Source organism: Pseudomonas sp. Eqa60 (genome assembly GCF_018326405.1).
Taxonomy (GTDB): domain Bacteria; phylum Pseudomonadota; class Gammaproteobacteria; order Pseudomonadales; family Pseudomonadaceae; genus Aquipseudomonas; species Aquipseudomonas protegens.
The window spans coordinates 5,327,833-5,349,197 of the sequence record NZ_AP024342.1 but is presented as its reverse complement, the minus strand read 5'-3'; the positions used below and the strand labels follow the sequence as shown (position 1 = coordinate 5,349,197).

Here is a 21,365-nt window from a genome sequence, read left to right as displayed (position 1 = left end):
CCCGGCCCATGCAGCGACGGTGTGCAGCCCGGATTCACTCCTGACTGGGTTATTCCGATGAGCTCTGTGGCGGTTTTCAGCAAAGCCTCACCGTTAGATGCATTGCAGCGCTGGCTACCCAAGCTGGTGCTGGCACCGAGCATGGTGATCGTGCTGGTGGGTTTCTACGGCTACATCATCTGGACGTTCATTCTGTCCTTTACCAATTCCAGCTTCATGCCGAGCTACAAGTGGGTCGGCCTGCAGCAATACCTGCGCTTGATGGACAACGACCGCTGGTGGGTGGCGAGCAAGAACCTCGCGGTCTTCGGCGGCATGTTCATCGCCATCAGCCTGGTGCTGGGAGTGTTCCTCGCGGTGCTGCTGGACCAGCGCATCCGCAAGGAAGGCTTTATCCGCACCGTGTACCTGTACCCCATGGCGCTGTCGATGATCGTCACCGGTACCGCCTGGAAGTGGTTGCTCAACCCCGGCCTGGGCCTGGACAAGATGCTTCGCGACTGGGGCTGGGAAGGCTTTCGCCTGGACTGGCTGGTGGATCAGGACCGGGTGGTGTACTGCCTGGTGATCGCCGCGGTGTGGCAGGCCTCGGGCTTTGTCATGGCGATGTTCCTCGCCGGCCTGCGGGGTGTCGACCAGTCGATCATCCGCGCCGCCCAGGTGGACGGTGCGAGCCTGCCGACCATCTACCTGAAGATTGTCCTGCCGAGCCTGCGGCCGGTGTTCTTCAGTGCCTTCATGATCCTCGCCCACATCGCCATCAAGAGCTTCGACCTGGTGGCGGCGATGACCGCGGGCGGCCCGGGCTATTCCTCCGACCTGCCGGCGATGTTCATGTATTCCTTCACCTTCAGCCGCGGCCAGATGGGCATAGGTTCGGCCAGCGCCATGCTGATGCTGGGCGCCGTGCTGACCATCCTTGTGCCGTACCTGTATTCCGAACTGCGGGGCAAGCGCCATGACTGACTCCCTTGGCAAACCGACCCTGAACTTCAGCCGGATCGCCATCTACGCCACCCTGCTGCTGGCGGCGGCGGTGTACCTGATACCGCTGGTGGTGATGCTGCTCACCAGCTTCAAGACCCCGGAGGATATCCGCACCGGCAACCTTTTGAGCTGGCCACAGGTGGTGGACGGCATCGGCTGGATCAAGGCCTGGGACACTGTCGGTGGCTACTTCTGGAACTCGGTGAAGATCACCGTGCCGGCGGTGCTGATCTCTACCTTCATCGGTGCAATGAACGGCTACGTGCTGTCGATGTGGCGCTTTCGCGGCTCCCAGCTGTTCTTCGGCCTGCTGCTGTTCGGCTGCTTCCTGCCGTTCCAGACGGTGCTGCTGCCGGCTTCGTTCACCCTGGGCAAGTTCGGCCTGGCCAACACCACCACCGGCCTGGTGCTGGTGCACGTGGTCTACGGGCTGGCCTTCACCACTTTGTTCTTTCGCAACTACTACGTGAGCGTGCCGGATGCGCTGGTCAAGGCTGCGCGCCTGGACGGTGCCGGGTTCTTCACCATCTTCGGCAAGATCCTGCTGCCGATGTCGGTGCCGATCATCATGGTCTGCCTGATCTGGCAGTTCACCCAGATCTGGAACGATTTCCTCTTCGGCGTGGTGTTCGCCAGTGGCGACGCGCAACCGATCACCGTGGCCCTGAACAACCTGGTCAACACCAGCACCGGGGCCAAGGAATACAACGTTGATATGGCAGCGGCGATGATCGCCGGGCTGCCGACACTGCTGGTCTACATCTTCGCCGGCAAGTATTTCCTGCGCGGGCTGACGTCCGGCGCGGTCAAGGGGTAAGGCATGGCAACTCTCGAATTACGCAACGTCAACAAGACCTACGGTGCCGGCCTGCCGGACACCCTGAAGAACATCGAGCTGAAGATCGATGACGGTGAATTCCTGATCCTCGTCGGCCCATCCGGCTGCGGCAAATCCACCCTGATGAACTGCATCGCGGGCCTTGAGAACATCAGTGGCGGGGCGATCCTGGTGGACGACGCCGACATCAGCGGCATGAGCCCCAAGGATCGTGACATCGCCATGGTGTTCCAGTCCTACGCGCTGTACCCGACCATGAGCGTGCGCGACAACATCGCCTTCGGCCTGAAGATCCGCAAGATGCCTGCCGCCGAGATCGACGCGGAAGTGGCGCGGGTGGCCAAGCTGCTGCAGATCGAGCACCTGCTCACCCGCAAGCCGGGCCAGCTCTCCGGTGGCCAGCAGCAACGGGTGGCCATGGGCCGGGCCCTGGCCCGGCGGCCGAAGATCTACCTGTTCGACGAGCCGCTGTCCAACCTCGACGCCAAGCTGCGGGTGGAGATGCGCACAGAAATGAAGCTGATGCACCAGCGTCTGAAAACCACCACGGTCTATGTCACCCACGACCAGATCGAAGCCATGACCCTGGGTGACAAGGTGGCGGTGATGAAGGACGGGATCATCCAGCAGTTCGGCACCCCGAAGCAGATCTACAACGACCCGGCCAACCTGTTCGTGGCCAGCTTCATCGGTTCGCCACCGATGAACTTCATCCCCCTGCGCCTGCAGCGCAAGGACGGCCGCCTGCTGGCCCTGCTGGACAGTGGCCAGGCTCGCTGCGAGCTGCCCCTGGGGCCCCAGGATGCCGGGCTGGAAGACCGTGAGGTGATCCTCGGCATTCGCCCGGAACAGATCGCCCTGGCCGCGGGCGAGGCCAACGGCCTGCCGACCATTCGTGCCGAGGTCCAGGTGATCGAGCCCACTGGCCCCGACACCCTGGTGTTCGTCACGCTCAATGGCACCAAGGTCTGCTGCCGCCTGGCACCGGACCAGGCCCCCGAGGCCGGGGAAACCCTGACACTGCAGTTCGATCCGGCCCGGGTGCTGTTGTTCGACGCCCAGAGCGGTGAACGCCTGGGCGCCGCCGGGGCACCGGTGACAGAGGCCCGGGGCGGCAATGTGGCGCAGTTCAAGGGTCGCTGAATCCGTGACGGATGGCCTGTCATCCGTCGCCACTGCTGTAAACCGCGTTGGATAAATCGTTAATAACAATAAAGACGAGGATGTAGGGATGAAAAAGCAACACAGCAACACCCGATTGCTCTGCCAGTTGTCGGCGGTGGCGGCCCTGGTCCTGTCCGGCAATGCCATGGCCGATGAGGCGTTCAGCGCCGATTCGAAATGGATGACCGGCGACTGGGGCGGCGAGCGCACCAAGCTGATCGAGCAGGGGATCGACATCAAGGCCGACTACGTCGGTGAAATGGGCGCCAACCTGCATGGTGGTTACAACGACGACAAGACCGGGCGCTACAGCGACCAGTTCGGCCTGGGCGTGGCGTTCGACCTGCAGAAGCTTTTGGGCTGGGACAACACCCAGGCCAAGATCCAGCTGACCAACCGTAACGGCCAGAACATCTCCAACGACCGCATCGGCGACCCGCGTGCCGGCACCTTGAGCTCCTCCCAGGAGGTCTATGGCCGGGGGCACATGGTCCGCCTGACCCAGTTGTGGGTTCAGCACCAGTTCCTCGACGGCAAGCTGGACGTCAAGGCCGGCTACTTCGGCGAAGGCGAAGACTTCAACACCTTCCCCTGCGACTTCCAGAACCTGGCGTTCTGCGGCTCCCAGGTGGGCAACTGGGCCACCGGCATCTGGTACAACTGGCCGGTCAGCCAGGCGGCGCTGCGCATCAAGTACAACATCACCCCCGAGCTGTATGCGCAAATCGGCGCCTACAACCAGAACCCGTCGCAACTGGAGCACGGCAACGGCTTCAAGCTCAGCGGCAGCGGCACCAAGGGCACCGTATTGCCGGTGGAACTGGTCTGGTCGCCCAAGCTCAACAGCCTGCCGGGCGAGTACCGCGTCGGTTACTACAAGAGCACGGCCGATGCCAATGATGTGCGCAAGGACGTCAATGGTCAGGATGCCGCGAACACGGGCGATGCCTATCGCGTGCACAACAGCAAGCACGGCTACTGGTTCGTCGGGCAGCAGCAACTCACCACCCACAACGGTGATGCTTCCCGGGGCCTGAACATCGCCGCCAATGCCACCTTTCACGACAAGGACACCAACGTCGTCGACAACTACCAGTCGCTGATGTTCGTGTACAAGGGGCCGTTCGATGCGCGTCCCAAAGATGACGTCGGCATCGGTTTTGCTCGGATCCACGTCAACGACGATGTGCGCAAGAACGCCCAGCTGATCAACGAGGACAACGGCATCAGCAACTACGACAACCCGCTGTACATGCCGCTGCGCGACACCGAATACAACTACGAGATCAACTATGGCTTCCACGTCACCAACTGGCTGACCGTGCGCCCCAACCTGCAATACATCACCCACCCGGGTGGTGTGGATGAAGTCGACAACGCGCTGGTGGCCGGCCTGAAAATTCAGTCGGTGTTCTAAGGCCGTTGCGATAAGCTCCTTCTCTCTGTGCGCATTTTGCGGATGGCCTGGGCCGTCCGCTTTTTTTTGTCGGGCCGGCGCCCCCCTCATGAGTAGCGAGACAGCATTGATTTTCAGGACTGCGGCCCATGCATGAGCATCCGCTACAACGCTTTTTCAGATCCTTGCGCGAGCGCCCGGTGTTTGCCTGGGAGCGTTATCAACTGCGTGACATGCTGGTGATCGATCACCCGCTGTGCCAGGCCGTGTTCAGTCGTCAGGGTGCCCAGTTGCTGCACTTCCAGCCGGCCGGACAAAAGCCCTGGCTGTGGTGTGCGGCGAAGTGGCCGCAGGTGGGGGCGATCCGTGGCGGAGTGCCGGTGTGCTGGCCCTGGTATGGGCGCCATCCCAGCGAAAATGCCTGGCCTTCCCATGGCTGGGCGCGGCTGCTGGACTGGAAGCTGCTGGACAGCAGCAGTGATGAAGAGGGCGTGCGCCTGCACTGGCAATTGCAGTTGTGCGACTGGAAGGTCGACCTGCATGCGCACCTGGGCCAGAGCATGGACCTGCGCCTGAGCACCGAGCACCAGGACACCGAACCCTGCCAGTTGAGCCAGGCTCTGCACGCCTACTGGCGTATTGGTGATGTCGGCGAGATAGCGCTGTCTGGGCTCGATGGCGCCCAGGGTTATGACCAGTTGAACCGTCAGGTCTGCCAGCAGCAGGGCGAGTTGCGGGTCGAGGGCGGTTGCCAGCGGGTGTTCCAGCACGAGGGTGAGTTGCAGCTCAAGGATCACGCCTGGCAGCGCGAGTTGTGCATCGATACCGGTGACCATGCCGACACCGTGGTCTGGCACCCCGGCACCCGGCCGCTGCTGGGGGTGAGCTGGAATGAGGTGTCGCGGTTCGTCTGTGTCGAAGCGGCTGTGGGTGGCACCGACAGCCTGCGCCTGGCGCCCGGGGAGCAAGCGCACCTGAGCTTGCAGGCGCGCGCTGCGGGGTAGGGAGCCGGCCCGGCTTCAGTTGAACTCGTCGCCCACCGGGTAGCGGCTGGCGTTGAGGCTTTCCTTGATCTTGCGCAGGTGTGGCTGGAAATCCACGCCGCGGCGCAGGGTCATGCCTGTGGCCAGCACGTCGAGTACGGTGAGCTGGATGATCCGCGAGGTCATCGGCATGTAGATGTCGGTGTCTTCCGGTAGCGGGATGTTCAGGCTCAAGGTGCTGGCCTTGGCCAGTGGCGAGTTTTCTGCGGTCAGCCCCAGCACCGAGGCGCCGTTTTCCCGTGCGATACGCGCCACTTCCACCAGTTCGCGGGTGCGGCCGGTGTAGGAAATGATCACGAACAATTCGCCGGTATGAGCCACCGACGCGATCATCCGTTGCATCAGCACATCGGCGTGGGCGGTGACGGCGAGGTTGAAGCGGAAGAACTTGTGCTGGGCGTCCAGGGCCACCGGGGCCGAGGCGCCGAGACCGAAGAAGTGGATCTGCCGGGCCTGGATCAACAAGTCCACGGCCTTGCTGATCAGGTTCGGGTCCAGGGCCTGGCAGGCGCTGTCCAGGGAGGCGATGGCGCTGCCGAAAATCTTTTGCGTGTAGGCTTCTGGGTTGTCGTCGGCCTCCACGGCACGGCTGACATAGGCCGCACCGCTGGCCAGGCTCTGGGCCAGTTGCAGCTTGAGTTCCGGGTAGCCGCTGACGCCAAAGGAGCGGCAGAAGCGATTGACCGTCGGTTCGCTGACCGAGGCAGCCTGGGCCAGGGCGGCGATGCTGAAGCGAGTCGCCTGCTGCGGGTTGAGCAGGATGACTTCGGCGACTTTACGTTCCGCCTTGTTCAGTTCTTCAAGACGGTTCTGGATCTGCTCCAGAAGGTTTCGCACTCGGTCCATTAAGGTTTCCTAGATCGGCTAGACAGGCGCTGCGGGCAGGGCCGGGAAGCGGTCAATCGAGCAAGGCGCACCGACGGATTGTCGGTGCAGGCCTTTTGAGCTTGCTGCGATTGCGCTGCGCACCGGGTCGCTGGCGCGCCTGCAATGCGAAGTTGAGAGGTGGCCTATCCTACTGATGGCCCGGATCGACCACCACCTGGAATCTGTATTTTGTAAAAATGTTGTGTTTATTACTACATTTTTCCTTGAGTGATGCCTTGAAAAAAGGTATTTGTAGCTTAACTTGATAAAAGAACAAACATCATGCCTTCGATAACGGTTGAACCCTGCACCTTTGCCTTGTTTGGCGCGCTGGGCGATCTGGCGCTGCGTAAGCTGTTTCCTGCCCTGTACCAACTCGATGCCGCCGGTTTGCTGCATGACGACACGCGCATCCTGGCCCTGGCCCGCGAGCCTGGCAGCGAGCAGGAACACCTGGCGAATATCGAAACCGAGCTGCACAAGTATGTCGGCGACAAGGATATCGATAGCCAGGTCCTGCAGCGTTTTCTCGCCCGCCTGAGCTACCTGCATGTGGACTTCCTCAAGGCCGAGGACTACGTCGCCCTGGCCGAACGTGTCGGCAGCGAGCAGCGCCTGATTGCCTACTTCGCCACGCCGGCGGCGGTGTATGGCGCGATCTGCGAAAACCTCTCCCGGGTCGGGCTCAACCAGCACACCCGTGTGGTCCTGGAAAAACCCATCGGCTCGGACCTGGATTCATCACGCAAGGTCAACGACGCGGTGGCGCAGTTCTTCCCGGAAACCCGCATCTACCGGATCGACCACTACCTGGGCAAGGAAACGGTGCAGAACCTGATTGCCCTGCGTTTCGCCAACAGCCTGTTCGAAACCCAGTGGAACCAGAACTACATCTCCCATGTGGAAATCACCGTGGCCGAGAAGGTCGGCATCGAAGGTCGCTGGGGCTATTTCGACAAGGCCGGCCAGCTGCGGGACATGATCCAGAACCACTTGCTGCAACTGCTCTGCCTGATCGCCATGGACCCGCCGGCCGACCTTTCGGCCGACAGCATCCGCGACGAGAAGGTCAAGGTGCTCAAGGCCCTGGCGCCCATCAGCCCGGAAGGCCTGACCACCCAGGTGGTGCGCGGCCAGTACATCGCCGGCCACAGCGAAGGCCAGTCGGTGCCGGGCTACCTGGAGGAAGAAAACTCCAACACCCAGAGCGACACCGAGACCTTCGTCGCCCTGCGCGCCGATATCCGCAACTGGCGCTGGGCCGGTGTGCCGTTCTACCTGCGCACCGGCAAGCGCATGCCACAGAAGCTGTCGCAGATCGTCATCCACTTCAAGGAACCCTCGCACTACATCTTCGCCCCCGAGCAGCGCCTGCAGATCAGCAACAAGCTGATCATCCGCCTGCAGCCGGACGAAGGTATCTCGTTGCGGGTGATGACCAAGGAGCAGGGCCTGGACAAGGGCATGCAACTGCGCAGCGGTCCGTTGCAGCTGAATTTTTCCGATACCTATCGCAGTGCACGAATCCCTGATGCCTACGAGCGGTTGTTGCTGGAAGTGATGCGCGGCAATCAGAACCTGTTTGTGCGCAAAGATGAAATCGAAGCCGCGTGGAAGTGGTGTGACCAGTTGATTGCCGGGTGGAAGAAATCCGGCGATGCGCCCAAGCCGTACGCGGCCGGGTCCTGGGGGCCGATGAGCTCCATTGCACTGATCACGCGGGATGGGAGGTCTTGGTATGGCGATATCTGATTTGCAACTGCCGGCGGGCGTGCGCGCCCACGAATTCCGCAGCCCCACGCTGCTGGCTGAAGGCCAGGCGCTGAAGGTCGCCGAGCTGCTGCGCGAGGCCATTGCCGCGCGCGGCAACGCCACCCTGGTGGTGTCCGGTGGCCGTAGCCCGGTGGCGTTTTTCCAGGCCCTGGTGAAGCAGGAGCTGGATTGGTCCAAGGTGCTGATCACCCTGGCGGACGAGCGCTGGGTGCCTGTGGAGCATGCCGACAGCAATGCGGGCCTGCTCAAGCGCTACCTGCTCCAGGGGCCAGTGGCCAAGGCTCGCTTCCTCGGCCTCTACAGTGCGGCGGCCAATCTTGAAGAGGCTGCCCTGCAAGCGGACAGTCTGCTGGCCGAACTGCCAGGCATCGATGTGCTGGTGCTGGGCATGGGGGATGACGGCCACACCGCGTCGCTGTTCCCCAACAGCCCGAACCTGGCTGAAGCGCTCAAGGCCGATGGCACTCGTCGCTGCTGGCCGATGCTGGCGCCCAGCGTGCCCCATCAGCGCCTGAGCATGAGCCGGGCATTGCTGGCTTCGGCCCGCAACAGCCTGTTGTCGATTTCCGGTCAGTCCAAGCTGACCACCCTGAGCGCCGCACTGGCTGGTGACGCTGTCGCCGAAATGCCGATTCGCGCCTTCCTGCAAACCCCGTTAGAGATTTACTGGTGCCCATGAGCCAAGGATCAGCCGCTATGACAAACCTCGCCCCGACCGTTTCCATGGCGGACAAAGTTGCCCTGATCGACAGCCTCTGCGCCAAGGCGCGGATCCTGCCGGTGATCACCATTGCCCGCGAGCAGGATGTCCTGCCGCTGGCCGATGCCCTGGCGGCCGGCGGCTTGACCGCCCTGGAAGTGACCCTGCGTTCGCAGTTCGGCCTCAAGGCGATCCAGATCCTGCGCGAACAGCGCCCGGAGCTGGTGACCGGCGCCGGCACTGTGCTCGACCCGCAGATGTTGGTGGCGGCGGAGGCGGCAGGTTCGCAGTTCATTGTCACCCCGGGCATCACCCGCGACCTGCTGCAAGCCAGCGTGGCCAGCCCGATTCCCCTGCTGCCGGGGATCAGCAATGCCTCCGGGATCATGGAGGGTTATGCCCTGGGCTACCGCCGCTTCAAGCTGTTCCCGGCGGAAGTCAGTGGTGGCGTGGCGGCGATCAAGGCCCTGGGTGGGCCGTTCGGCGAGGTCAAGTTCTGCCCTACCGGCGGCGTCGGCCCGGCCAATATCAAGAGCTACATGGCGCTCAAGAATGTGATGTGTGTCGGCGGTAGCTGGATGCTCGATCCCGAGTGGATCAAGAACGGCGACTGGGCACGGATCCAGGAGTGCACGGCCGAGGCCCTGGCCCTGCTGGACTGAAGGTTCTACCCGATTCGTTGGTGTGTTCTACGGCTTTACGGTGCGCTTGGTCGGCGCACCGTTTTTTTTGCCTGGAGAATAGCGCTGCCCGGCGCGCGACAGGCGGGCAGGGCTTACCGGCCGGCCAGGTCGGTGAGGGCTTCGATCAACTGCTGCATATGCGCAAGGGGAGTGGTCAGCCCCGGAGTGATGCGGATGCAGGTGCCGAACCCTGCGCCATTGCGGGCCACGGTGAACAGGTTGTAGTCCCGTAGCAGGCGATCCGCCAGGGCTTGCTGGTCCTGGTGGCGGGTGAAGCGCACAGCGCTGATGGCGCAGCACAGGCGCGGGTCCTGCGGGGTCATGACTTCCAGCCCGTCCATTTCGCGCACCGCTTCGCTCCAGCTATGGCGCAGGTAGTTCAGGCGCGCGCCCTTGGCCGCCGCACCACCCATCGCCCGGTGTTCCTCGAACACCCGGGGCAGGGTCATCAGCGCCGGAATGTTTGGCGTGCTGTAGGGCGTACGGGCGCGCACGTCGTCACGGGGAAAATGGAACTCGTCCATGTCCGGGTCGATGTCTTCCAGGCGTTCGGGGTGGATATACACAAAGCCCAGGCTCAGCGGTGCGCCGATCCACTTGTGCAGGTTGAAACCGGCGAAGGCGATGCCCAGGTCGCAAAGGTCGAAGTCGATCTGGCCCAGGGCGTGGGCGCCGTCGAGGATGATGTCGACCCCGTGTTCCCGAGCGGCGGCGGCAATCGCCCGGACCGGCATCACCAGCCCGCTGCGATGGGTGACATAGGTCAGGGGCATCAGCTTGAGCCGTGGGTAGCGCTCGAAAGCGTCTTTGTAGGTGCTTACAAGGCTGTCAAAACTGGCAGGATGCCGGTGGACGATCTCTATCACTTCGACGCCGCGCTGGCGGGCCAGCCAGCGCATGGCGCTCTTGACCGTGTCGTACTCCAGGTCGCTGAGCAGCACCTGGTCGCCCGGTTGCAGGCGGTTGTAGTTGCGGATCAGCGATTGCAGGGCGTCGGAGGCACAGCGGGTCAGGGCCACGGCGTTTTCCGGCGCCTGCAGCAGCGCCGCCAGTTGGCGGCGGATGTCCAGCGCGTCGATCTGCTCGAAGCGCTGGCGCACCAGCAGCGAGTTGCTGCGGTTCACCCACTGGATGTTGTGCTGGTACTCCTGGGCCACGCTGCGGGTCATGCGCCCGAAGTAGCCGTTTTCCAGGTTGATCGGCCCCGGCTCGATGTCGAACTGGCGAGCGATGCCCTGCCAATGATCTTCGTCGTGGGCAAGTGTGGCTGCAGTCCTTGGCATGGAGGGCTCTTTTTCAGTGACGGGGTTTGGGTTTGCCGTGTTTGGCCCGCAGGGGATCGAGCAGGTCGCTAAGGCCGTTGTGGTCGATTTCCTGCATCAGGGCCAGCAGGCCGCCGAGTTCGCCCTTGGGAAAACCTTCCCGGGCGAACCAGTTCAGGTAGGGGCCGGGCAGGTCGGCCAGGATTCGGCCCTTGTATTTGCCGAAGGGCATTTCCCGGGTGACCAGCAGTTCAAGAGTTTCAGGGGTCATGGCGGGGGCTGTCGTGTCATTCAAGAGCCTTGGAAAATACAGGCATTCTGCATGGAGGCCAAATGACAGATCATGCAAATAACTCGGATACAGATTTTTGTATATTTTCTAAGTCATTGAATAATAAGGAATAAAAATATAATCCAAGTCTGGCATGGCGGGTGCAACAGTTAACTCAACTAACTCAACTCTCGAGTTAACCCAATTCTCGCAACCCATAAGGAACCAGAAAATGACTGACTTGAATAAAGAAGCTATTTCGGTACTCAACAGCCTGATCGAGACCAGCAAGGACGGTCAGGAAGGGTTCAAGACCTGTGCCGAAGACATCAAGCACCCCGAGCTCAAGGCGCTGTTCATCAAGCGCTCCACCGATTGCGCCACGGCCGCGGCAGAACTGCAGTCGGTAGTGCGCTCCATGGGCGGGGATCCGGAAACCTCCACCAGTGTCAGCGGTGACCTGCACCGTCGCTGGGTCGACCTCAAGTCCCTGGTGACCGGCAAGGACGAGGAGGCGGTGCTCAACGAAGCCGAGCGTGGGGAAGACCATGCACTGAAGGCCTACAAGGAGGCCCTGGAGAAGATCAACAAGCACAACCTGGTGGGCATTCGTGATGTGGTAGAGCGCCAGTACCACGGCGTGCAACGCAATCACGACCAGGTCAAGGCCCTGCGCAATCAGGCACGCGCCCGTTCGTAAGGGTCAAAACCTGTCAAAAACGCCAGCCAGTCTGGCGTTTTTTTATGCCGGTGATTTAATGCTGGACGGTATTTAGTTAGCTAGCTAATAATTAGCCCAGCTTCGCTGATGCCTATCGCGACTATCGTTGTGTTTGTCCTGCCAAGAGTTGCCAGCCGTGCCCATTACCCTGCAAGCCCTGCTTGCTCCCAACCTTCCTGCATTGCAGTTCGCGATCAAGACCCTGCTCGGTGGTGGGGTAGCGCTGTGGCTGGCATTGCGCTGGGGGCTGGAGCAACCGGCCTGGGCCCTGATGACCGCATTCATCGTGGCTCAGCCGCTGTCCGGCATGGTCCTGCAAAAAGGTCTGGCGCGGCTGTTGGGGACCCTGGTGGGCACCCTTATGTCGGTGCTGTTCATGGGGCTGTTCGCCCAGACCCCCTGGCTGTTCCTCCTGGCCCTGGCGCTGTGGCTGGGGTTGTGCACGGCCAGTTCGACCCTGTTGCGCAGTGCCTGGTCCTACTCCTTCGTGCTGGCCGGCTACACCGTGGCCATCATTGCCTTGCCGGCCATCAGCCATCCCCTGGGGATCTTCGACCAGGCGGTGGCCCGCTGTACGGAGATTTCCCTGGGCATCATCTGCGCCACCGCCAGCAGCGCGCTGCTCTGGCCGCTGCGCGTCGAGCGACAGTTGGCCGATCAGGCCCGCAGCGCCTGGCACAGCGGGATGCAGGCGGCCCGTGCCACCCTGGCCGGGGATGCCCAGGCCCGCAAGGGCCTGCTGGAGATCCTCGGACGCATCGTCGCCGTCGATGCCCAGCGCGAACATGCCTGGTTCGAAGGCCCGCTGGGCCGCCAGCGGGCCCGGGCGATCGGTGGCCTGAGCCAGAAACTGTTGATGCTGCTGCGCATCTCCCGTTCGGTGCGGCGCCAGTGGAAGCAGTTGGATAGCGTCGAAGCCGCGCGGTTGCAGCCGTGGATGGATCAGGTCCTGGCTGCCCTGGACAGCGCTGATGGGGCCAGCCTGCAAGCCTTGTCGCCACGGGTGCTGGAGGCCTCCCGCGATGGCGCGATCAGCCCGGCCCAGAGTTACTGCCTGGCGCGTTTCAGCTTGTTGCTGGACACCGCCCTGGCTGCCACCCAGGCCCTTGAAGCGGTGCAGGAGGGGCGCGGGGCAATGGTGCAGCCGGCGACGCTGACACCTCACCGCGACTTGTCGCTGGCCCTGGTATTCGGCGCCCGCAGCGCCCTGGCTTTTCTGACGGTGGCCAGCTTCTGGCTGGCCACCGCGTGGCCCGCGGCCTCCGGGGCGATGCTCCTGACCTGTGTGGTCTGCAGCCTGTTCGCCAGCCGCGAGAACGGGGCGCAGATCGGCATGAGCTTCATGCGCGGGATCTTTCTGGCGGTTCCGGCAGCCTTCGTGGTGGGACAGATCCTGCTGCCCCAGTGGAGCGGTTTCCCGATGCTGGCGATGGCGATGGGCGTGCCGCTGTTCTTCGGTGCCCTGGGCATGGCCAAGCCGCAGATCGGCGCCACGGCCACTTCGTTCTGCCTGCACTTCATCGTGCTGATCTCGCCGATGAACCGCATGAGTTTCGATGTTGCCAGTTTCTTCAATAACGCCCAGGCCATGGTGCTGGGGGTGGGCGCCGCGGTGCTGGCCTTCCATCTGCTGATCCTGCGCAACCCGGCGTGGCACGGCCGGCGCCTGCTGGCTGCGACCCTGCACGACCTGGTGCGCCTGACCCGGCGCAACCTGCGGGGTGCGGAAAGCTGGTTTGGCGGGCGCATGGCCGACCGCCTGTTGCAACTGGCGCGGCATTATCCGGAACTGCCGGAGCCGGCCCGCAGCCGCTGGGATGATGGCCTGCTGGGCCTGGATATCGGCGACGAACTGATGCACCTGCGCCTGAGCCTGGCGGTGGCCCAGGTACCGGTCAGCGCCGCGCAGCGAGCTTATTTCGAGCACCTGCAGCGCACCCTGGAACAAGGCCCGGCGGGCAGTCGTCAGGATGCCCTGGAGCAGCCCAGCGTGGCCCTGCTGGAGGCGCTGGGGCAGCAGCCGCCCAGTGATGCGTTGAAACTGGCGCAGGGCGCCGTCGTGCAATTGCAAAGCAGCTGGCGCAGTTGGTGCCGGCAGCAGGAGGAAAGTCATGGGGCTGCGTGAGTGGTCGCTGGGCGGGGTGCTGCTCAGCCCGTTCCTGATTTATGTGGTGCTGGCGCTGGTGCTGACCGGTGCCCTGCGGATGCTGGTGCGGGTAACCGGGCTGGGCCGCTGGATCTGGCACGAAGCACTGTTCGATTGTGCCCTGTACGTCTGTGTCTTGACGGTCATTACGCTGGTCCTGGGGCCCTTATAAGGAGTTGATCATGCGTACACCCGTACGTGTCGTGTTTACCCTCTGCCTGGTGGCGGTGGCGATCTTTGCCGGTTATCACCTGTGGCAGTACTACATGCTTACGCCCTGGACCCGCGATGCGCGGATCCGCGCCGACGTGGTGATAGTCGCCCCGGATGTGTCCGGCTGGGTGCGCGAGCTCAAGGTGGCGGACAACCAGCCAGTCAAGGCCGGCGAGCTGTTGCTGAGTATCGACCGCGACCGTTTCGAGGCCGCCCTGGAAAAAGCCCAGGCGGTGGTGCAGACCCGCCAGCAGCAGTTGAGCCTGCGCGAACATGAAGCCAGCCGCCGCGCTGCTCTTGGCCCCCAGGCCATCAGCGCCGAGCTGCGCGAGAACGCCCAGATCAACGCCGGCATCGCCCGTGGCGAGCTGCGCCAGGCCCAGGCCGAGGCCAAGGTCGCCGAATTGAACCTGGCCCGTAGCCAGGTGCATGCGCCCCGTGACGGGCATATCACCAACTTGCGCCTGGCCGAGGGCAACTACGTCAATGCCGGGCAGCCGGTGATGGCGCTGATCGATGACTCGACCTTCTATGTCCAGGCCTATTTCGAGGAAACCAAGCTGCCGCGGATCCAGGTCGGCGACCCGGTGAAGGTCTGGCTGATGAGCGCCGGTGATGCCCTGCAAGGCCATGTGGAAAGCATCAGCCGGGGGATCACCGACCGTAATGCCACGCCTGACGGGCAACTGCTGGCGGAAGTGGAGCCGACCTTCAACTGGGTACGCCTGGCCCAACGGATTCCGGTGCGGATCAAGCTCGACAAGGTGCCCGAAGGCATCAACCTGAGCGCCGGCATGACAGCCAGTGTGCAGGTGGAGGAGGGCGGCAAACAGTAGGAGCCGGCTTGCCGGCGAAAGCGCCGGCATAGCCTTCGCCGGCAAGCCGGCTCCTGGGGAGCGAGACTCAGCCGATGGTGATGGCTGGCAGGGTGGTCAGGGTCACGGTCTGCTTTCTGCGCGGAGCGGCGATTTCGGCTTCGCCGTCCACAACCAGTTCATCGTGCTGGTTGAATACGCGAGTGGCGATGCGCACGCGGAACTTGGGCAGTTTTTCGAGGATCTCCAGGCGTACGGTCAGGGTGTCGCCAATCTTCACCGGCTTCTGGAAGGTCATCTGCTGGCCGATGTAGATGGTGCCCGGGCCAGGCAGCTCGCAGGCCACGGCGGCACTGATCAGCGCGCCGCTGAACATGCCGTGGGCGATGCGCTCCTTGAACGTGGTGGCGGCGGCGAACTCGGGGTCCAGGTGCACCGGGTTGTGGTCGCCGGACATGGCGGCGAACAGCTGGATGTCACGCTCCTCGACGGTCTTGCTGTACTGGGCGGTCTGGCCGACTTCCAGGGCTTCGTAAGGCGTGTTGGTTACCTGGGTCATGTTGCTGAAATCCTCTGACAGATAAATAAGCGCACTGGCTGCGCACCGGCTATTCCGACCGTGGTGGCCGGCGGTGCTGCAGGGCCTGGTCGAGCCAGGCCAGCACGTCGTGGGTCACTTGGTCACGGTTGCTTTCGTTGAACAGCTCATGACGTGCCTGGGGGTAGATATTGAGTTGCAGGCACTGGCTGCCGGCCTCGCGCAACGCGTTGGCCAGATCCTTGAGACGCTTGCCAGCGCTCACCGGATCACATTCACCACCCATTACCAGCAGCGGCAGGCCCGGATCGATCTGCTTGAGGTTGGCAATCTTGCTGATTTGCTGCAGCCCACCCAGCAGATCGATCCACAACTGGTTGGTGCAGCGAAAGCCGCACAATGGATCGGCCACGTACTTGTCGACTTCCGCCGGGTCGCGGCTGAGCCAGTCGAAGGCGGTGCGATTGGGTTTGAACGCCTTGTTGAACGAACCGAAGGACAGCCATTCGATCAGTGCGCTGCGCCCCTGGCCGCCCTGGCGCCAGCGTTCGATGCGGGCGATCAGGCTGGCGGCGCGGTACAGCGCCACCGGCTGGAAATTCGAGCCGCTGAGAATCGCCCCGTGCAGGCTGGCGCTGTGATGTTGCAGATAGGCCTGGGCGATGTAGCTGCCCATGCTGTGGCCCAGCAGGACGATGGGCGTGCCGGGGTGCTGCTGGCCGATGTGCTGGTTGAGGCTGGCCAGGTCGCCGACCACCTTGCTCCAGCCGTTCTGGTCTGCGTAGTGGCCCAGTACCCCCTGTTCCGCCGTCTTGCCGTGGCCTCGCTGGTCGGGGGCGTAGACGGCATAGCCTTCGGCGCACAAGACCTGGGCCAGGCGCGCGTAGCGCCCGCTGTGCTCGGCCATGCCGTGGGACAGCAGGACCACCGCCTTGAGTGGCGGTTCGGGCAGCCACTGGTTGACGAAGAGGCGGTGGTGGTCGCTCGTGGTCAACCAGAACGTGTCATGGGTCATGGCGATTCCTTTGCTCGAAGACGCTGCACTTTATAGCGCATCGGTGCCTGGGCGTCTGATTCGCGCGCCCGTTGGAAGCAAGATTCACAAAATTAATGACACACTTGCGCATATTTGCCTGAATCGCCATAGCTGCTAACGTCCGAGGAGCCCCGCCCCTGAGAGCGTTGCAGTGGCGGCCCGGACAGCTCAGGTACAAGAGAGGACAAGAATAATGCAACCTGATTTCTGGAATGATAAGCGCCCCGCTGGCGTCCCCAACGAGATCGACCTGGGGGCCTTCAAGTCGGTGATCGAGGTGTTTGAGCGTTCCTGCAAGAAATTCGCTGATCGCCCGGCCTTCAGCAACATGGGCGTGACCCTCACCTACGCCGAGCTGGAACGCTACAGCGCGGCCTTCGCCGGTTATCTGCAAAGCCATACCGATCTGGTTCCGGGAGACCGTATTGCGGTGCAGATGCCCAACGTTTTGCAGTACCCGATCGCGGTATTCGGAGCCTTGCGCGCAGGGCTGGTGGTGGTCAATACCAACCCGCTGTACACCGCGCGGGAGATGCGCCACCAGTTCAAGGATTGCGGGGCCCGGGCCCTGGTCTACCTGAACATCTTCGGCCAGAAGGTCCAGGAGGTGCTGGGGGATACCGATATCCAGTTCCTGATCGAGGCCCGGATGGGTGACATGATGCCCAGCGCCAAGGGCTGGCTGATCAATACCGTGGTGGACAAGGTCAAGAAGATGGTGCCGGCCTACCACCTGCCCCAGGCCATTTCCTTCAAGAGTGCCCTGCGCCTGGGGCGTGGCCAGAGCATCAAGCCGCTGCAGGTGGGCCACGACGATGTTGCGGTGCTGCAGTACACCGGGGGCACCACCGGCCTGGCCAAGGGCGCGATGCTGACCCACGGCAACCTGGTGGCCAACATGCAGCAGGCGCGGGCCTGCCTCGGCCAGCATGGGCCCGACGGCCACACCCAGTGGCGCGAAGGCCAGGAGGTGATGATCGCGCCGCTGCCGCTGTACCACATCTATGCCTTCACCGCGAACTGCATGTGCATGATGGTGACCGGCAACCACAACGTGCTGATTACCAACCCGCGGGACATCGGCGGCTTCATCAAGGAACTGAAGAAGTGGCGTTTTTCTGCGCTACTGGGGCTCAACACGCTGTTTGTGGCACTGATGGATCACCCGGATTTCAAGAACCTGGATTTTTCCAATCTGAAGCTCACCAACTCTGGCGGCACGGCCCTGGTCAAGGCTACCGCCGAGCGCTGGCAGAAGCTGACCGGCTGCCGGATCACCGAAGGCTACGGGCTGACCGAAACCTCGCCGGTGGCCTGTACCAACCCCTATGGCGAGCGTTCGCGGCTGGGCACCGTCGGCCTGCCGGTACCGGGCACCACCTTGAAGATCATCGATGACCAGGGCGTCGAGCTGCCGTTGGGCGAGCGGGGCGAGCTGTGCATCAAGGGCCCGCAGATCATGAAGGGCTACTGGAACAAACCCGAGGCCACCGCCGAAGTGCTGGATGCCGAGGGCTGGTTCAAGTCCGGTGATATCGCGGTGATCGATCCGGACGGTTTCGTGCGCATCGTCGATCGCAAGAAGGACATGATCATCGTCTCGGGTTTCAACGTGTACCCGAACGAGATCGAGGATGTGGTCATGGCTCACCCGAAAGTCGCCAACTGTGCAGTCATCGGCATACCGGACGAGCGTTCCGGCGAGGCGGTGAAGCTGTTTGTGGTGCCGCGTGAGGCGGGGGTCAGCCTTGAAGAGCTCAAGGCCTACTGCAAAGAGAATTTCACCGGCTACAAGGTGCCCAAGCACATTGTGCTGCGTGACTCTTTGCCGATGACCCCGGTGGGCAAGATCCTGCGCCGCGAGTTGCGCGATATCGCTTGAGCCCAGGGCTTTTACCTGGCGGGCAAGCCGGTTGGCGCAACCAGCTTGCCCGCTCTGCATTCCGAGGGGCGCAAAGCCCCGGGCCAGAGCGGAATTCAGGCGGGTAGAATTTTTACTCTAAAAGTGACCATTTAAGTGTCTTGAGTCATTTTTGTGACTATTCAGGCCTTCTTTGGCTCTAGTCGGCCTTTTCCAAAGCTGCTACTCTCGGCGCGCTTTGTGACTTCTCGGCCTAAGTAAAAGCCAGACTCACCAACAATAGACACCAATAAAAAACACAGACAAATAATAATCGCATCAAATGCGGTGATGAATTCGCGTTGCTGAGGAGTGGGCTTCCATGATCGAAGACTTTTGGAAGGATAAGTACCCAGCTGGGATTGCTGCCGATATCAATCCAGACGAGTATCCGAATATTCAGGCGGTGTTGAAGCAGTCCTGCCAACGTTTCGCTAACAAACCGGCCTTTAGCAACCTCGGCAAGACAATCACCTACGGTGAACTGTACGAACTGTCCGGGGCCTTTGCCGCGTACCTGCAGCAGCATACCGATTTGCAGCCCGGCGATCGAATCGCCTTGCAACTGCCCAACCTGCTGCAATACCCGATCGCGGTATTCGGTGCGATCCGCGCCGGCCTGATCGTGGTCAATACCAACCCGTTGTACACCGCGCGGGAAATGGAACACCAATTCAACGACTCCGGCGCCAAGGCCCTGGTCTGCCTGGCCAACATGGCCCACCTGGCAGAGGCCGTGGTACCCAAGACCGGGGTCAGGCACGTGATCGTCACCGAAGTGGCGGACCTGCTGCCGCCGCTCAAGCGCCTGCTGATCAACAGCGTGGTCAAGTACGTGAAGAAGATGGTGCCGGCCTATCACCTGCCCCAGGCCGTCAAGTTCAATGACGTTCTGCGCAAGGGCCATGGCCAGCCAGTGCAGGAAGCCAACCCTGCCAGCAGCGACGTGGCAGTGCTGCAATACACCGGTGGCACCACCGGGGTCGCCAAGGGCGCCATGCTGACCCACCGCAACCTGGTGGCCAACATGCTGCAGTGCAAGGCGCTGATGGGCTCCAACCTCAATGAAGGCTGCGAGATCCTCATCACCCCGCTGCCGCTGTACCACATCTATGCGTTCACCTTCCATTGCATGGCCATCATGCTCATGGGCAACCACAACATCCTGATCAGCAACCCGCGGGACTTGCCGGCGATGGTCAAGGAGCTGTCGAAGTGGAAGTTCAGCGGCTTTGTCGGCCTCAACACCCTGTTTGTCGCCCTGTGCAACAGTGAAGCGTTCCGCAAGCTGGATTTCTCGGCGCTGAAAGTCACCTTGTCCGGTGGCATGGCCCTGCAACTGGCGGCGGCCGAGCGTTGGAAGGAAGTGACCAACTGCCCGATCTGCGAAGGCTACGGCATGACCGAGACCAGCCCGGTGGCCACGGTCAACCCGATCCAGAACATCCAGATCGGCACCATCGGCATTCCGGTGCCTTCGACCCTGTGCCGGGTGGTGGACGACGCCGGGGAAGAGCTGCCCCTGGGCGAAGTCGGCGAACTGTGCGTGAAGGGCCCGCAGGTGATGAAGGGCTACTGGCAGCGCCAGGATGCCACCGATGAAGTCCTCAACAGCGAAGGCTGGCTGAAGACCGGTGATATCGCGCTGATCCAGCCCAATGGCTACATCCGCATCGTCGACCGCAAGAAGGACATGATTCTGGTCTCCGGTTTCAACGTCTATCCCAATGAGCTGGAAGACGTACTGGCCTCGCTGCCGGGCGTGCTGCAGTGCGCGGCGATCGGCGTGCCGGACGAGAAATCCGGTGAGACCATCAAGATCTTCATCGTGGTCAAGCCGGGCGTGACCCTGACCAAGGAGCAGGTGATGGCGCACATGCGTGCCAATGTCACCGGCTACAAGGTGCCCAAGGCTGTTGAGTTCCGCGATGCGTTGCCAACCACCAACGTCGGCAAGATCCTGCGCCGCGAGCTGCGTGACGAAGAGCTGAAGAAGCTCGGCGTGAAGAAGTAAGCCGCAGCGCCCACAAAAAAGCCCCGCCAGTGCGGGGCTTTTTTATTGGGCGGCGCCCGCCTTACTGCTGGAACTGGGCGAAGCTCACGCCGGTGCCGGCCGGGCGCACGTCCTTGAGGAAGGAGTCCTTGTCGGCGCTCAACTCCAGGCTCAGGGCGGCCTTGCGCTTGCCTTCGTTGCGGATCACCAGGCCTTCGAGTTTTTCCCGCAGGAACACCGTAGGCACTTTCAGGTGCAGCAGTTGATCGGTGTCCGGGGTGTGCAGCAGCAGGTGCACCCATTCGTACTGACCGATGGCCAGGCGGGTGACCAGGATATCGAACCACCAGATATTGCGGTTGCGGTTCAGCTCCGCGAAGTGGCAGTTGTTGACGCCCAGCACCGCACCGCCCAGTTCCTGGTTCCTGCGGGCGATAGCCTGCTTTTTATCGAGTTTCATAACGTTCCTACGGGGATTGGATCTTCAGTGCTTGGCCTGAACAGGGGGAGCATTCTCCCGGGTTGCCCGGCAAACATAAAGCGCTACCTGGGCGGCGCGATGAAATGCCCGGCAAAAATAATTGAAACTCTGCGCGAAAGCCGCGGGTCAACCTTGGGTAACGACGCAATCCCCTTTGTTCGATCAATGAATGTTCTACGGAGAAATACCATGGGCAGCACAGCGGATAAGGCAAAAGGTCTGGCTAACGAAGCCATCGGTAACGTCAAGCAAGGTGTCGGCAAAGCCACCGACAACACCAAGCTGCAGGCTGAAGGCAAGCTGCAGGAGAAGAAAGGCGAAGCCCAGCAAGCGGTGGGCAAAGCCAAGGATGCAGTGAAAAAGACCATCGACAAGGCCTGAAAACGGCCTGTTCGATGACCCACTGCAGCGGCCATCCACGGATGGCCGTTTTCATGTGAGGTGTGGGTGAGAGAGTGGAATCGGCCACTGGAAATGGTTGCGGTTCGCCAACTAGGCTAATTTGTTGTAGAAAACGCCCCCTGAGTCGCTATCGACT

Annotated in this window: 21 protein-coding genes; 15 read left to right on the top strand and 6 right to left on the bottom strand. The window is 62.4% G+C overall.

The genetic code is table 11. The features are described 5' to 3' along the window. Positions 1 to 57: 57 nt before the first annotated feature. The 5 genes from KI242_RS24075 (at position 58) to KI242_RS24055 (ending at position 5,389) form a co-directional block, all read left to right on the top strand. Complete coding sequence (locus KI242_RS24075) at positions 58 to 966, top strand: sugar ABC transporter permease (RefSeq protein ID WP_011062870.1); 909 nt, start codon at positions 58 to 60, stop codon at positions 964 to 966. Continuing rightward, positions 959 to 1,804, top strand: coding sequence for a carbohydrate ABC transporter permease (locus KI242_RS24070; protein ID WP_011062869.1), 846 nt, complete (start codon positions 959 to 961; stop codon positions 1,802 to 1,804). Before KI242_RS24075 ends, KI242_RS24070 begins: the two co-directional genes overlap by 8 nt. Before the next feature lie 3 nt (positions 1,805 to 1,807). Continuing rightward, entirely contained in the window at positions 1,808 to 2,968 is a 1,161-nt protein-coding gene (locus tag KI242_RS24065; protein ID WP_015636741.1) for an ABC transporter ATP-binding protein, read from the top strand. Positions 2,969 to 3,056: 88 nt separating this feature from the next. Continuing rightward, on the top strand, positions 3,057 to 4,406 hold the full coding sequence (locus tag KI242_RS24060; protein WP_011062867.1) for a carbohydrate porin: 1,350 nt from the start codon (positions 3,057 to 3,059) through the stop codon (positions 4,404 to 4,406). A 128-nt stretch (positions 4,407 to 4,534) separates the two neighbouring features. Further along, positions 4,535 to 5,389: a D-hexose-6-phosphate mutarotase gene (locus tag KI242_RS24055; protein WP_212805613.1), complete on the top strand. Its 855-nt coding sequence runs from the start codon at positions 4,535 to 4,537 to the stop codon at positions 5,387 to 5,389. A gap of 15 nt (positions 5,390 to 5,404) precedes the next feature. Here KI242_RS24055 and KI242_RS24050 read toward each other — a convergent pair whose 3' ends face one another. Beyond that, entirely contained in the window at positions 5,405 to 6,265 is an 861-nt protein-coding gene (locus KI242_RS24050) for a MurR/RpiR family transcriptional regulator (RefSeq protein WP_169892262.1), read from the bottom strand. Positions 6,266 to 6,577: 312 nt separating this feature from the next. Between KI242_RS24050 and zwf the strand changes: the two genes are divergently transcribed. Genes zwf through KI242_RS24035 form a run of 3 tightly spaced genes read left to right on the top strand, consistent with a single transcriptional unit; the run spans position 6,578 to position 9,430 of the window. Beyond that, positions 6,578 to 8,047, top strand: coding sequence for a glucose-6-phosphate dehydrogenase (gene zwf / locus KI242_RS24045; RefSeq protein ID WP_015636738.1), 1,470 nt, complete (start codon positions 6,578 to 6,580; stop codon positions 8,045 to 8,047). Beyond that, entirely contained in the window at positions 8,034 to 8,747 is a 714-nt protein-coding gene (pgl, locus tag KI242_RS24040; RefSeq protein ID WP_019094569.1) for a 6-phosphogluconolactonase, read from the top strand. Before zwf ends, pgl begins: the two co-directional genes overlap by 14 nt. 17 nt (positions 8,748 to 8,764) lie before the next feature. Next, positions 8,765 to 9,430 carry a bifunctional 4-hydroxy-2-oxoglutarate aldolase/2-dehydro-3-deoxy-phosphogluconate aldolase gene (locus tag KI242_RS24035; protein WP_015636736.1) on the top strand — a complete coding sequence of 222 codons (666 nt, stop codon included), beginning with the start codon at positions 8,765 to 8,767 and terminating at the stop codon, positions 9,428 to 9,430. A gap of 113 nt (positions 9,431 to 9,543) precedes the next feature. Here the strand turns inward: KI242_RS24035 and KI242_RS24030 are convergent, their stop codons facing one another. Next, positions 9,544 to 10,734, bottom strand: a complete 1,191-nt coding sequence (locus KI242_RS24030) for an aminotransferase class V-fold PLP-dependent enzyme (protein WP_015636735.1) — start codon at positions 10,732 to 10,734, stop codon at positions 9,544 to 9,546. Between the two features lie 13 nt (positions 10,735 to 10,747). Continuing rightward, positions 10,748 to 10,984: a DUF3820 family protein gene (locus tag KI242_RS24025; RefSeq protein WP_015636734.1), complete on the bottom strand. Its 237-nt coding sequence runs from the start codon at positions 10,982 to 10,984 to the stop codon at positions 10,748 to 10,750. Between the two features lie 232 nt (positions 10,985 to 11,216). Here KI242_RS24025 and KI242_RS24020 point away from each other — a divergent pair, with 232 nt between their 5' ends. From KI242_RS24020 to KI242_RS24005, 4 genes are all read left to right on the top strand, one after another. Beyond that, complete coding sequence (locus KI242_RS24020; protein WP_011062859.1) at positions 11,217 to 11,684, top strand: PA2169 family four-helix-bundle protein; 468 nt, start codon at positions 11,217 to 11,219, stop codon at positions 11,682 to 11,684. Positions 11,685 to 11,841: 157 nt separating this feature from the next. Continuing rightward, positions 11,842 to 13,830, top strand: coding sequence for an FUSC family protein (locus KI242_RS24015; protein ID WP_212805612.1), 1,989 nt, complete (start codon positions 11,842 to 11,844; stop codon positions 13,828 to 13,830). Next, positions 13,817 to 14,023, top strand: coding sequence for a DUF1656 domain-containing protein (locus tag KI242_RS24010; protein ID WP_011062857.1), 207 nt, complete (start codon positions 13,817 to 13,819; stop codon positions 14,021 to 14,023). The genes KI242_RS24015 and KI242_RS24010 overlap by 14 nt, the downstream gene beginning before the upstream one ends. Positions 14,024 to 14,033: 10 nt before the next feature. Continuing rightward, positions 14,034 to 14,900 (top strand): HlyD family secretion protein, encoded by an 867-nt coding sequence (locus KI242_RS24005; RefSeq protein WP_011062856.1) that lies wholly within the window; start codon positions 14,034 to 14,036, stop codon positions 14,898 to 14,900. A gap of 67 nt (positions 14,901 to 14,967) precedes the next feature. On the opposite strand, the gene KI242_RS24000 is transcribed toward KI242_RS24005, so the two are convergent. Next, positions 14,968 to 15,438 (bottom strand): MaoC family dehydratase, encoded by a 471-nt coding sequence (locus KI242_RS24000; protein ID WP_019094572.1) that lies wholly within the window; start codon positions 15,436 to 15,438, stop codon positions 14,968 to 14,970. A 49-nt stretch (positions 15,439 to 15,487) separates the two neighbouring features. Beyond that, positions 15,488 to 16,432: an alpha/beta hydrolase gene (locus KI242_RS23995; RefSeq protein WP_123431341.1), complete on the bottom strand. Its 945-nt coding sequence runs from the start codon at positions 16,430 to 16,432 to the stop codon at positions 15,488 to 15,490. Positions 16,433 to 16,646: 214 nt separating this feature from the next. Between KI242_RS23995 and fadD2 the strand changes: the two genes are divergently transcribed. Together fadD2 and fadD1 are read left to right on the top strand one after the other, a co-directional pair. Next, positions 16,647 to 18,335 carry a long-chain-fatty-acid--CoA ligase FadD2 gene (fadD2, locus tag KI242_RS23990; RefSeq protein ID WP_011062853.1) on the top strand — a complete coding sequence of 563 codons (1,689 nt, stop codon included), beginning with the start codon at positions 16,647 to 16,649 and terminating at the stop codon, positions 18,333 to 18,335. 340 nt (positions 18,336 to 18,675) lie between these two features. After that, a complete protein-coding gene (fadD1, locus tag KI242_RS23985) occupies positions 18,676 to 20,367 on the top strand; it encodes a long-chain-fatty-acid--CoA ligase FadD1 (RefSeq protein WP_011062852.1) in 1,692 nt (563 codons plus the stop codon). A 61-nt stretch (positions 20,368 to 20,428) separates the two neighbouring features. On the opposite strand, the gene KI242_RS23980 is transcribed toward fadD1, so the two are convergent. After that, complete coding sequence (locus KI242_RS23980; RefSeq protein ID WP_015636730.1) at positions 20,429 to 20,806, bottom strand: hypothetical protein; 378 nt, start codon at positions 20,804 to 20,806, stop codon at positions 20,429 to 20,431. Between the two features lie 210 nt (positions 20,807 to 21,016). Between KI242_RS23980 and KI242_RS23975 the strand changes: the two genes are divergently transcribed. Beyond that, positions 21,017 to 21,208, top strand: coding sequence for a CsbD family protein (locus tag KI242_RS23975; protein ID WP_011062850.1), 192 nt, complete (start codon positions 21,017 to 21,019; stop codon positions 21,206 to 21,208). The last annotated feature ends 157 nt before the right edge of the window (positions 21,209 to 21,365 follow it).